The sequence below is a fragment of the Vibrio fluvialis genome (assembly GCF_900460245.1).
Classification (GTDB): domain Bacteria; phylum Pseudomonadota; class Gammaproteobacteria; order Enterobacterales; family Vibrionaceae; genus Vibrio; species Vibrio fluvialis.
Genome location: NZ_UHIP01000001.1, coordinates 1316210 through 1329656, shown reverse-complemented (window position 1 = coordinate 1329656; position 13447 = coordinate 1316210). Strand labels below are relative to the sequence as shown.

The 13447-nt window shown below is 48.5% G+C and carries 7 protein-coding genes; 2 read left to right on the top strand and 5 right to left on the bottom strand.

Translation table 11 applies throughout. From position 1 onward, the window contains the following. Positions 1-2: 2 nt before the first annotated feature. The 4 genes from nspC to DYA43_RS06275 all read right to left on the bottom strand — a co-directional run bounded on the left by nspC (position 3) and on the right by DYA43_RS06275 (position 9867). A complete protein-coding gene (gene nspC / locus DYA43_RS06295) occupies positions 3-1136 on the bottom strand; it encodes a carboxynorspermidine decarboxylase (RefSeq protein ID WP_061056455.1) in 1134 nt (377 codons plus the stop codon). A gap of 133 nt (positions 1137-1269) precedes the next feature. Further along, the gene (locus DYA43_RS06290; protein WP_020428588.1) at positions 1270-2514 is read right to left on the bottom strand and encodes a carboxynorspermidine synthase; all 1245 of its coding nucleotides are present in this window, start codon (positions 2512-2514) and stop codon (positions 1270-1272) included. Between the two features lie 15 nt (positions 2515-2529). After that, positions 2530-5415, bottom strand: a complete 2886-nt coding sequence (locus tag DYA43_RS06285; protein ID WP_020428589.1) for a pyridoxal phosphate-dependent class III aminotransferase — start codon at positions 5413-5415, stop codon at positions 2530-2532. Between the two features lie 552 nt (positions 5416-5967). Continuing rightward, positions 5968-9867, bottom strand: a complete 3900-nt coding sequence (locus DYA43_RS06275; protein WP_061056454.1) for a cadherin repeat domain-containing protein — start codon at positions 9865-9867, stop codon at positions 5968-5970. 360 nt (positions 9868-10227) lie between these two features. On the opposite strand from DYA43_RS06275, the gene DYA43_RS06270 reads away from it, so the two are divergent. Together DYA43_RS06270 and DYA43_RS06265 are read left to right on the top strand one after the other, a co-directional pair. Beyond that, a complete protein-coding gene (locus DYA43_RS06270) occupies positions 10228-11505 on the top strand; it encodes a TolC family outer membrane protein (protein ID WP_020330348.1) in 1278 nt (425 codons plus the stop codon). 43 nt (positions 11506-11548) lie between these two features. Next, positions 11549-12118 (top strand): OmpA family protein, encoded by a 570-nt coding sequence (locus DYA43_RS06265; RefSeq protein WP_020428591.1) that lies wholly within the window; start codon positions 11549-11551, stop codon positions 12116-12118. Between the two features lie 66 nt (positions 12119-12184). Here DYA43_RS06265 and nhaA read toward each other — a convergent pair whose 3' ends face one another. Beyond that, positions 12185-13333, bottom strand: coding sequence for a Na+/H+ antiporter NhaA (gene nhaA, locus DYA43_RS06260; RefSeq protein WP_061056453.1), 1149 nt, complete (start codon positions 13331-13333; stop codon positions 12185-12187). Between the last annotated feature and the right edge of the window lie 114 nt (positions 13334-13447).

Below are 13447 nucleotides of genomic sequence, written 5' to 3'. Positions count from 1 at the left end.
GATTATTTTACCGACCACAGAGACAGTGAGCGTTTAAAATCGTCGTAACCAAATTCGTTCAGCTTCTGAATTTCGCCCGAGGTGCGTTCACAGTACACCGATGGCATTTTCAGGCCGTTGAACCAGTTCAGTTTCACCATGGTGTAACCCGCACTGTCGAGGATATGCAGTTTCTGACCGACTTTTAGCGGCTCATCGAATTTCGCAACACAGAACTGGTCGCCAGCCAAACAAGAACATGAGCCGATCACGTACTCATGTTCACCGTTCTCGCTGGCTTCCAATACTGATGCTGGCTCTTTGTAGATCAGCGTATCCAGACGGTGCGCTTCCGTTGCCGAGTCAACGATGGCAGTTTTCATGCCGTTTTCAACGATGTCTACCACCGTGACCACAAGGTCGGTCGTTTTGGTGATCACAGCTTCGCCCGGTTCCAGATAAAGCTGAACGCCGTGCTTTTCCGCAAAGGCTTTCAAAGCCAGCCCCAGCTTCTCAACATCGTAGCCCGGCCAGGTGAAGAATACACCGCCGCCCAGACTCACCCAGTCCAGCTTGTTCAGGTATGAACCAAAACGCTCTGAAATGGAGTCCAGCAGGTGGATAAACGCATCCACATCTTTGTTTTCACAGTTCATGTGGAACATGACACCGTTAATGGTATCGAATACCGCCGGATCGATATGATCAGCCTGTACACCCAGACGAGAGAACTGGCGTGCTGGGTTCGCCAAATCCTGGCCCGCATAGCTGACGCCCGGGTTCAGACGCAGGCCCAAAGACGCTTTACCTTCCACCAGGTGACGGTACGCACTCAGTTGAGACTGAGAGTTGAAAATCATTTTGTCGCAGATGTCTGCCACTTCTTTAACGTCATCTTCGCTGTAACCCACACTGTAAGCGTGCGTTTCACCACCGAAAGTATCGTAACCCAGCTTCACTTCAAATGGACCAGAGCTGGTTGTACCGTCCAGATACGGTTTGATGATGTCAAAAACACCCCAGGTTGAGAAACACTTCAGTGCCAGTACCAGCTTTACGCCGGAAATGTCTTTCAGACGTTTAGCGATTTCGAGGTTCGCAATCAGCTTACCTTCGTCAATCATGAAGTATGGGGTTTTCAATTCGCTTTTTTGCATCTTTTAGGTTCCTGAATGCTGCCAAACAGTGGCAACAGTTTCTGAATCTTTAAATGGAAAAAACAGCCATCACGAATGACGGCTGTTTGTCTCATCTTGAACCAAAAGGTGGCATACCTTTTAGTCGCTTTGATTAATTAAGAATGTTGATAACCGGTTTGCCAGGCTGCAATTCCTGAACTTCCCAGTCCAGACCGATGGACGGCATGGTTTCCAGGAATGGGTCCGGGTTCAGCTGCTCCATGTTAAACACGCCAGCCTCTGCCCATTCGCCGCGGAAGAACTGAAGCGCAGCAGTGATTGCCGGCACACCCGTGGTGTAAGCAATCGCCTGATGCTCAACATCTTTATAAGCGACTTCGTGATCAGCGTTGTTGTAAATAAATACACTACGCTGTTCGCCGTTTTTCTTGCCCTGAACCCAGGTACCGATACAAGTCAGACCAGTATACCCTGGAGCCAGAGATGTTGGATCCGGCAGTAGCGCCTTCAGAACGTGCAGTGGGTGTACCACTGTACCATCCTGAAGCGCAATCGGATCCGGACTTAACAGACCGATGTCACGCATGCAGTTGAAGTAGTTCAGGTAACGGTCACCGAAGCCCATCCAGAACTCAATACGCTTTGCAGGAATAAATTCCTTCAGTGAACGCACTTCATCGTGTGCCATTGAGTACACTTTGAAAGGACCACATTTAGGAAAATCAAATTCCATCATACGAGTGTGGCATGGTACACGCTTCCATTCGCCCTCTTCCCAGAAGAAAGAGTCGCCCTGAATTTCCAACATGTTGGTTTCAGGATCGAAGTTAGTGGCGAATTTCTTGCCATGGTCGCCCGCGTTGATATCCATCACATCGATAGACTCAATCTCATCAAACAGGTGTTTTGCAGCATACGCTGCAAACACGCTCACCACACCCGGATCAAAACCTGCACCCAGAATACCGGTGATACCAGCTTGTTTGAACTTTTCGCGGAACGCCCACTGTGGGTCGTATGCTTCAGGAACCAGTTGACCTTCAGAACACAGGTCCACCGCAACAGAAGTGTCCAGATAGGACACTTTTGCACGGTAACAGGCTTCCATAATTGGCACGTTGACCCAAGGTGGTCCAGCGTTGATCACAAGATCAGGCTGAACCTCTTCGATTAACGCTACTAGTGCGTCTACATCGTCAGCATTTACTGCACGAGCTTCTAGCTTCTTAGTAGAATCTTTCAGGTTTTGTTTGCCCTTGATTGATTCAATGATCTTCTCACACTTCCCAATTGAACGGGAAGCAATGGTAATATCACCCAGCGCGTCGTTGTTCTGTGCCGCTTTATGTGCGACCACCCAGCCAACGCCGCCCGCCCCAATCTGTAGAATTGACATAGTATCCGTTTACCTTTATTTCGCTAGCTCTTCCGCTAGAGTTTCAATTTTAGCCAGTAGAGATTCGAAGTCCGAAATCTTCAAGCATGGGTTCAAGATTGTGAATTTCAAGGCAGTTTTGCCATCCACAATGGTTTCGCCAAGTACTGCGACACCACGTACCAGAGCTTGCATACGAACGACTTTATTCAGTTCATCCATATCAGACGCCTGGTTGTTTACCGCGCGGAATAACACGGTAGACAGAGATGGTTCAGCCAAAAGCTCGAAGGCTTTATGCTGACGAACCAATTCGGCCACTTGTTGAGTTTGCTCCAGCAAGTGATCGTACATTGCGCCCATTTGTTTAGGACCCACGTTTTGCATGGTCATAAACACTTTCAGAGCGTCAAAGCGTTTTGTTGTTGAGATAGACTTATCAACCAGGTTTGGCAGAGTGTCATGCTCACGGTTCAAGTAATCTGCATGGTGCAGCAGGAACTTGAAGTTGCTCTTATCTTTCAGCAGCAGTGCGCCACAACTGATGGTTTGGAAGAACAGCTTATGGAAGTCAACGCTGACTGACTGAGCACGTTCGATACCGCTCAGACGATCTTTATGGCTGCTCAGAATCAGTGCGCCACCGTAAGCACTATCAACGTGCATCCACATCTCGTGCTTATCAGCAACATCCGCGATGGTCACCAAGTCGTCGATTGCACCGTGGTCCGTTGTACCTGCAGTACCGACGATAGCAAATGGGATCAGACCTTCCGCTTTCGCTTGTTCAACGACAGCTTCCAGCTTAGTCACATCCATTGTACCGTTAGGCAGAGCGTCAACCGCCAGGATCGCTTTCTCACCCAGCCCCATCCAAGAAGCAGACTTCTGAACAGTGAAGTGAGATTTCTTCGAGCACACAATACGCAGTTTGTCCGCGTACTCTGGCAGACCCAATTTCTGAATCGAGTGACCGCTCAGCTTGTCTGCAATCCAGTCACGTGCCAGCATCAGACCCATTTGGTTGCTCTGAGTACCACCACTGGTGAAGATACCGTCCGCTTGCGCGCCCAGTTCGTATTTCTCACACATCCAGTCAATCACTTTCTGCTCAACAAACGTTGCTGCAGAAGACTGATCCCATGAATCCATTGATTGGTTCAGAGATGCGATGATCGCTTCCGCTACAACGGAAGGCATCAGCGGTGGCGTGTGCAGGTGCGCGATACAGTCTGGGTGCTGAACGATGATTGAGTTCTTCGCAACCAGTTCCGCAGTTTCAGAAATCACGTCTTTCAGAGATGCGTTCTTGTTATCCAGATCAACAGCATAAATCGCTTCTTCCAGCGCTTTAGGGTCGATACCTGAATATGGCGCATTCACTTCTTCAAACACGGCTTTCATCGCAGCAGTGGTGTGGTTCATCACTTGTGAGAACTCTTGGCTGCCCATGTGACCGGTGTGAATGAAGTGTTTTTTCCACTCTTGGTTTGCTTGCTCCGGATCTTTCTGACCGCCACCAGCGGCAAGAATCGCTTCTTCCAGTGTGCGCAGGGCAAAGTCGATCTGCTCAAATGAGATGATCAGCGGTGGAAGGAAACGAATCACAGAACCTTCACGGCCACCTTTCTCAACCATCAGACCGCGCTCCAGCGCTGCACGCTGAATGCCCAGAGTCAGTTGAGGTGCCGCTTTTGGCTCACCAAATTTGTTCAACTCGCCGCTTGGATCTTTAATTTCCAGACCCAGCATCAAGCCTTTACCACGTACTTCTGCAACACAGTTTACGCGGCTTTGAATTTTTTCCAGACCCATACGTAGGTATTGGCCTTTAATATTTGCCTGTTCAACCAGGTTATCACGCTCAATGATTTCCAGTGCTTTAGCACCCGATACCATTGCCAGCTGGTTACCACGGAATGTACCTGTGTGCTCACCTGGACGCCATGTGTCGTGCTGCTTGTTGATCACCAGCAGTGACATTGGCAGACCGCCACCGATTGCTTTTGACAGACACAGTACATCAGGAACGATACCCGCTTCTTCAAATGCAAAGTTGTAGCCAGATTTACCCACACCACACTGGATTTCATCGAAAATCAGCAGGATGCCGTGCTCGTCACAGATGCGGCGAAGTTCACGCAAGAAGAATGCTGGAGCAGGAATTACACCGCCCTCGCCTTGTACTGGCTCGACGATGATCGCAGCTGGCTTCATGATGCCCGCTTCGTCGTCGTTCAGCAGACGCTCGATGTAACGGATGCTCGCTTTCGCGCCTTCATCGCCACCCAGACCAAACGGACAACGCAGGTTGTACGGGAATGGCATGAAGTGAACGTCAGACATCAGACCGGTACGACGTGCTTTAGTATTCAGGTTACCCATCATACCCATAGTACCGTTGGTCATGCCGTGGTATGCACCGCGGAACGCAAACATGGTGTTGCGGCCAGTGGTTTGTTTAGCCAGTTTGATTGCCGCTTCAACGGCGTCTGCACCAGATGGACCACAGAACTGAATCACACAGTTATTACCCAGCTCTTCAGGCAGGAATGCTTTAACGGCTTTGATAAAGTTGGTTTTTGCTTTAGTCGCAATATCCAGCGTTTGGTAAGGCAGACCTGAATCCAGTTGCTCTTTCAGAGCCTGGTTGATTTCTGGGTGGTTATAACCAAGCGCCAGGGTACCTGCACCCGCAAGACAGTCCAGAAAGATCTGGCCACGAGTATCTTCTACCAAACAGCCAAAAGCTTGTTTGATGGCGATAGGTAAACGGCGTGGGTATGAACGTACTTCAGATTCATGCTCAGCTTGTTCAAGGAGAATTTCATCTGGAGTAAGGTCATAAGTACCTTCTAAAACTGGTACTTGGTTGGAAAACATAGTTGCGATAGTGTTATCGACTTCAAAGGCTGTACTCATCTTCGTCCCCTTGAATGGTTAAAACTCTGTTCATTTCCCGGCAGTAAGTTGTTTTGAGAAATGACAAATAGCAAAACGTTCCGACTGAGTCCGCAGACAAATTCGGAAATACTGTAGGCCATCAGCTTGATGACAAATCACTAAAAACAGGAATCAAGGTTCGGTTATGCTGCTGTCCTGTCGAACAGGGCATAGAGGAAGTACAAAGCTGATTAATGTGTGTAAGTTAAGTGAGTTCAATGTTGGGTATCCCATTCACATGCTGTTCCCACAGCAAGAGTATCCCGTCTATCAGTAAAAGGACTTACTGATACCTACCCTACGTAATGTCCCAATCAGCCTGAATGGTCACTACGCGTATCCCCCGGAAGCACTGTCCGAGATTGGTGCGGAACTTAACACAAAATTGGCCTTATCCGCAATCATTTTTCATCGATAAATAACAACTAAATCAACAGAAAATATCACAATTATCTATTATTCAGAAAGTTATAAAATAGAGACCAGAAAAAGCCCTCATCACTAGGATAAGGGCTTGGTTTTATAACACATTTAGACAGTTTCTGTTTTAACAATCTGACTGAGTAATGTCTGTGCGACGTCGTCCGTCATTAAACCACTTGAACTGGTAAGTCCAAAGATGTCTACCCCATTGTCAATCACGATAGATTGCGTTTCGCCGCTGTCGTGCGAAACCTGCAATGTGACATCTTCAGCACCCACTACCACATCAATTTTGCTCAGCAACGTATTGAAGTCTTCACCAGAATCCAGCACCGCAGACAAATCAAGTTTGTCGGTATTAAACTCGAAGTTTTTCACCACATCGGTACTGTTATCGAGTGCGCTATCGAGCCAGGTAAAGACATTTGCTTGAGAGTCGCCTATCAACACGTCATTACCGACTGTCGCATTCACCACAGGGTCACCAGCTTCAGCCGAGAAAACGTGGTAAGACGGAGTGCTGTCGTCCGCATCCAGCGTAACTGTTGCAACATTACTGAACTCACCATCCGAGTCCACAGCCTGATAAGTAAAGGTAGAATCATCAACCACCGTTTCGGTACCAGACAGATGAGTCACCACATAGTTGGCACCCGATGAACCGTCATTGTTGGAGGCGGTAAAATCAAGGCCAATCACCGGATCATCTGACGACGCAGTGTACGAGTAGTCGCCATTTCCTTGATAAGAGATCGTGACTGGGTCGCTGTTTTCGAAATAGTAAGTCACGGTTGCAGCATGATTGGTATTCAGTCCATCCACCCCAAAACTGATGGTGTAGAGTGGATTTTCACTTAAGTCGACGTGCAACGTTTCTTGGCTGTTAATACCATTACCCGTTGCGACCGATAAACCAGTCCCTTGTTGAACCGTTTCAATCAAGGTCACCTGTTGTGATACTTCACTACCATTGCCCAATGTTTTGAACGCTGAGATGTAAATGGTGTTTCCGTTATCAAGAACGAACTGGTAATCATCATCGACAGGGATCAAAGAGCCATCATCTGTCGAACCAATCACCACTTCGTTACCTTCAGGTACATAAGTGATGTTGTTAGGATTGAGTAGAACCGGGTCTTCTAGTTGCCCTGAAACATACACATCCGCTGAAGTCAGCTCTCGGGTCACTCCATTTTCATCGGTGTAAAGAAGTGTTCCATTGTCAGGTAGAGACGTCAGTACAATGTTCAACTGCGTGCCAGTGAAATCATCGTCGACGTCAGAGATGTGGTCATTCGCTTCTACGTCTGAGTCAAATACAATGGTAACTTCTGAGCTGTTGCCTAAAAGCACTGTGAAATCTTCTGCGACAGGAGGCTCGTTAACGTTCAACTCTTTGAGTACCACATCCACATCTGTTGATTTCATTGCACCCAAACCATCCACTTCCGTCGCTGTAACGACCAGATTATGAATATTGGATTCCTGTTCAAAATCATTGGTAAAGGCCAGTACACCAAACGAGGTCAGATAGATAGCCCCGGTCGTAGCGTTGATCCAAAACAGTGGGTTATTGTTACTGTCATACACATTAGTTTTAATGCTGTAGGTAACGTTTTCACCGTCAGCATCGGTTGCTGACACTGTGCCGATCAAATCAGACTCTTCACTATCTTCTTCGTAAGTAAAAATATACTCGTCGTCAAAAATTGGGGCATTATCATCAAGATTAAGCTCACTTAGCTGAACATCGATCACTGTAGATTTCTGCTCGCCCAATCCTTCCACTTCCGTTGCCATAACCTGAATGGTATGCACATTAGGTGTATCTTCAAAATCGTTCGAGAACGCGGTGACGCCTGCCGCCGTCAAGCTGATGGCACCGCTGACTGCATCGATCTCAAACAAGGCTTCATTGGCATCGTTGTACACGTTGGTGGTGATGGAATACGTCACCGCCTCGCCGTCACCATCGGTGGCCGACACCGTACCAATCACATACTCATCGCTGCTGTTTTCATCATACGAGAACACATAACGTGGGCCGTCTTCGTTGTCCGGGTCATTCGGGTCGAACACCGGACCAAACTCATCCAGATTCAGCTCACTCAGCTCAACGGTGATATCCGTGGATTTCTGCTCGCCCAGACCCGCTACTTCTGTCGCGGTCACCACAATATCGTGCACATTGGGCGCGGTTTCGTAATCGTTCGAGAACGCGGTGACACCCGCCGCCGTCAGACTGATGGCACCGCTGACTGCATCGATCTCAAACAAGGCTTCATTGGCATCGTTGTACACGTTGGTGGTGATGGAATACGTCACCGCCTCGCCGTCACCATCGGTGGCCGACACCGTACCAATCACATACTCATCGCTGCTGTTTTCATCATACGAGAACACATAACGTGGGCCGTCTTCGTTGTCCGGGTCATTCGGGTCGAACACCGGACCAAACTCATCCAGATTCAGCTCACTCAGTTCAACGGTGATGTCCGTGGATTTCTGCTCGCCCAGACCCGCTACTTCTGTCGCCGTCACCACAATATCGTGCACATTGGGGGCGGTTTCGTAATCGTTCGAGAACGCGGTGACACCCGCCGCCGTCAAGCTGATTGCACCGCTGACTGCATCGATCTCAAACAAGGCTTCATTGGCATCGTTGTACACGTTGGTGGTGATGGAATACGTCACCGCCTCGCCGTCACCATCGGTGGCCGACACCGTACCAATCACATACTCATCGCTGCTGTTCTCATCATACGAGAACACATAACGTGGGCCGTCTTGATTGTCCGGGTCATTCGGATCGAATACCGGACCAAACTCATCCAGATTCAGCTCACTCAGTTCAACGGTGATGTCCGTTGATTTCTGCTCGCCCAGACCCGCTACTTCTGTCGCCGTCACCACAATATCGTGTACATTGGGGGCGGTTTCGTAATCGTTCGAGAACGCGGTGACACCCGCCGCCGTCAGACTGATGGCACCGCTGACTGCATCGATCTCAAACAAGGCTTCATTAGCATCGTTGTACACGTTGGTGGTGATGGAATACGTCACCGCCTCGCCGTCACCATCGGTGGCCGACACCGTACCAATCACATACTCATCGCTGCTGTTCTCATCATACGAGAACACATAACGTGGGCCGTCTTCATTGTCCGGGTCATTCGGATCGAATACCGGACCAAACTCATCCAGGTTCAGCTCACTCAGCTCAACTAAAATGCTGGTAGAATTCTGAACTCCAAGACCATCAACCTCAGTTGCCGTAACAATGATGTCGTGTACATTTGGGGCTTGCTCAAAATCATTCGAAAACGCAACGACCCCAGCGGGGGTCAAACTAATTTCACCAGTGACTTCATCAATTTCGAACAGTGTGTTGCCATTTGAATCAAATACATTAGTCGTGATGGCGTAAGTAACACTCTCCCCCTCTGCATCAGTTGCCTGCACGACGCCGATGACATCGCCATCACTACGATTTTCATCATAGGAGAAGCTGTAGCGTGGACCATTTACGTTTTCTGGGTCATTCGGATTAAATGCAGGTGGCGTATCTACCACCGCGATTTCTGCAACAAAATCAGTCAACGCTAAACTTTGAGTTGACGACAGACCCAAGCCTTGTAGACCTTGAGTTTCGAAATTGGTGGCTGCCAAAACTTCGTCACCCGTACGATCAATGCTTCCTGTCGCTGTAGGACTTGAACCATTTTGTCCTCCGGCAGCAGTGGCGAGTTCAGGGTTTTGTGTCGGGTCAGCACCTTGTTGAATTTGTTGCAAAATTTGTGCGATTTCACCATCGAGATTAGTTGGTGCAGCGTTACCGGGATTGACCAGTTCCGCTGTCACCTGAGGTGATGCATCATCACTAACCTGTACAACCACTTCTCCCGGTCTCAAAGGGGTGCCTGCGGCTTGCTCTCTGAATTGGCCATTGCGGTCAATGACAAGCGTGACGTTAGCTAACATAAAGGGGGTCAGAGTGCGAGTGTCCATGAGCGTATGTCCTTATATACATACGAAGAGGCGTTGGACTCCCACTGAACCCAACACCCATTTCGCCTATTCTCATGCTTTAAAACTAGTGATCCTGATATTGACAAGCAACTCAATATCTAGAGTAACGGCTCAAAAATTCACTAAGGTATCAATAATTAAGGAAATTAATCATTAGCACTTTTTTGAACTAATCTCTCACATTGATGATTTATCAACTAAGCTGTCAATAAACTTATGTTTGCCTGTGAATGCTCCAACCATCCTCTTTTCGGAGGACGCGCCTGAAGCAACAGATCATAAAAAAACCATAGGAGCCACCCTGTGAAACGGAACATTCCACTTCTAGCAGGATATTTGTTGTTATTACCTTTTCAAGCGTCAGCTCAAACTCTGGAACAGGCTGTCGCACTTGCTTTAGCAAACAATCCTCAAATCAAAGCGAGCTACAACCAATTCGTTAGTAATGTCAAAGACAGTGATGCCGCAGGCGGTGCGTATCTGCCAACGATCGATTTAGATGCCGGCATCGGTTATGAGGGTATTCGTCCGGCTGATTCAACGGGTAATGACGACACCGATCTGACCAGAAAAGAAGCCAGCATCATTCTTAATCAACTTTTATGGGACGGTAACGCCACGCTGAACGATATGGATCGCACAGCGGCCGATGCAGAATCCGTTCGCTTACAACTTCTGGACGATGCTTCCAACCTTGCCTTGGAAGTCACCAAAGTGTATCTGAATGCCGTCAAAGCCAAGGAAGTTCTGGCGCTGTCAGAGAGCAACCTCGCCGTACATAAAAAAATCTACCGCGACATCAAAAAGCGCGTAGATTCCGGCGTGGGGTCAACCGCAGACTTAACGCAAGTTGAGGCGCGGATCGCCAAAGCTCAGGGCAACTTACTTGCAGCGCAAAACAATTTGTTTGATACCCACACTCAGTTCCGTCGTCTGGTAGGTCAGGAACCGTTGGGACTGCTCTACCCGCGTGCGGATGTATCTAAAATTCCGCTCTCTCTGACCGATGCTTTAGTGGACGCATTCGATAATCACCCCGTGATTAAGATTGCTTCAGCGGATGTCGACTCAGCCCGTTTTCAATACAAACAATCCAAAGGCCCGAACTACCCGACGCTATCTTTAGAAGCACGACAAACCTGGCGGGATGATGCCGGTGGTGACGAAGGCAGTGCCAGCGAAACCGTGGCAATGCTGCGCCTGAAATACAATCTGTACAATGGTGGCAGCGATAGCGATCGCACTGAAAGTGCCGCTTATCAGCTAAACAAAGCCAAAGATCTCCGTGACAACGCGTATCGCGAAATCGAAGAAAGTCTGCGTTTATCGTGGAGTGCTTTGGATTTGACCTTGCAACAGAAAAACTTCCTTGCTGACCACGTAGACTCTGCATCACAAACCGTTATTGCCTACGAAAAGCAATACCGCATTGGTCAACGTACCCTGCTTGATTTGCTCAACACCGAAAATGAGCTATTCGAAGCGCGTAAAGATTATCTGGATGCCAACTACGCCGAACAGTATGCCAAGTACCGAGTCATGAACGCGATTGGGGTACTGATTGATGCGCTATTGGTTGATGTTCCTGAAGAATGGACGAAGAAAGTGGAGTACTGATATGAAAATGAAACTATATTCACTCTCCCTTTTGATGAGTTTGATGTCCTACTCTGCGGTGGCGAGTGACCAATATGATTACATCGAAACGCCTAAAGCTGATCAGATTGCCGACTTGCAGGACGACGACAATGACGGAGTGGTCAATGCCCGAGACATCTGCCCGGGTACGCCTGAGGGCGCTGAAATTGACAATGATGGTTGTGGCGAAGTGGTGCGCAATTCTGCGAAGCGCCAGTTGCACATCTTGTTCGCAAACGACTCCTATGAAATTAACCCGGTTTTCGCAGACCAGATTCAGTCGATGGCTGAATTTTTGAAAACCTATCAGAGTGCTTCAATTGAGATTCAGGGCTACACCAGTAAAGTGGGTACCAATGAATACAATCAGGAGCTGTCACAAAAGCGGGCTGAAGCCGTAGAGAAGAAACTGCTATCTTATGGCATTTCACCCAAACGTGTTCGCATTGTGGGTTATGGCGAAACTCGTCTGATCGATAATGGCGATAGCAACTCTGCGCACGCCGTGAACCGACGTGTGACGGCCACAGTGGTTGGCCTTAAAGAGAAAGTCGTCGAAGAATGGACCATCTTCTCGACACTGAAAAAGTAAACTTCCTGATGGCTCTAAAGAAAAAGGCCCCATTCTGGGGCCTTTGTTTATTTCAAATGCAGCAGGTTACTTGGCGACTTTCGGCAGCGACAGCCTTAACAACACATAACCCAATATCGCCGCGGTAGTAGAACCCATCAGGATACCCAATCGTGCATAGGTATCGTAATCAACATTCGCACTGCCAAACGCCAGTGAAGAGATGAAGATAGACATGGTAAAACCGATACCACACAGGACAGACACCGCGAAGATATGCTTGAAGTTAATACCTTCTGGTAGCTTTGCTACCCCGGCTTTCACCGCTATCACACTGAAGCTGAAAATACCCAGTGGCTTACCAATTAACAGACCCAACGCGACACCCAATGGTAAGGTTGACGCCAAGCTAGAGAACGATACACCTTCCAGTGAGATACCCGCGTTAGCGAAGGCAAACAATGGCAGAATACCGAACGCAACATATGGATGAAGTGCATGTTCCAGGTGCTTCAGCGGCGAGTGTTCGCCTTTGTTACCTTTTAGTGGGATCGCAAAGCCAATCACCACACCCGCCAGTGTTGCGTGTACGCCCGATTTCAATACCGCCACCCACAGAATCAAACCCACAATCAGATACGCACTGAGTTTGGTGACATGTTTGGCGTTGAGCATGAACAGGACAGCGGTCATGATGAAGCCAACGGTCAGCGCAATCGTCGATAAATCACTGGTGTAGAACAGGGCGATGATCACCACTACACCCAGGTCATCGATAATCGCCAGTGCCAGCAAGAACACTTTCAGGCTCAACGGAACACGCTTACCCAATAGCGCCATGATACCCAAGGCAAACGCAATATCGGTTGCCGCCGGAATCGCCCACCCCTGAATGGCTTCCGCATCACCAGAGTTGAACAGTACATAAATCAGTGCCGGAGCCAACATACCGCCCACTGCCGCGATCGCCGGGAAGATCGCCGTTTCACGCGACTTAAGTGCGCCTTCTAATAGCTCACGCTTTACTTCCAAGCCAATCAACAGGAAGAACACCGCCATCAAACCATCGTTGATCCAGTGAGATACAGACATACCAAACACATAGCTGTGCAGTGAGCCCTGATAAATTTCGTTTAATGGTGAGTTAGCAATAGCCATAGCAATCGCGGCTGCGATCACCAGAAGAATCCCCCCAGCCGACTCCAGCTTGAAGAAGTCGCGAATCATGTCAGTCATTCAATCGCCCTTATAATTATGTTAGTTAACGATAAACAGAAGAATACGAAAGAGTGTAGCCACTCGCAGAATGGTTGAAAAATCGCTTGTAATGAACCTTTAACTCGGAATATC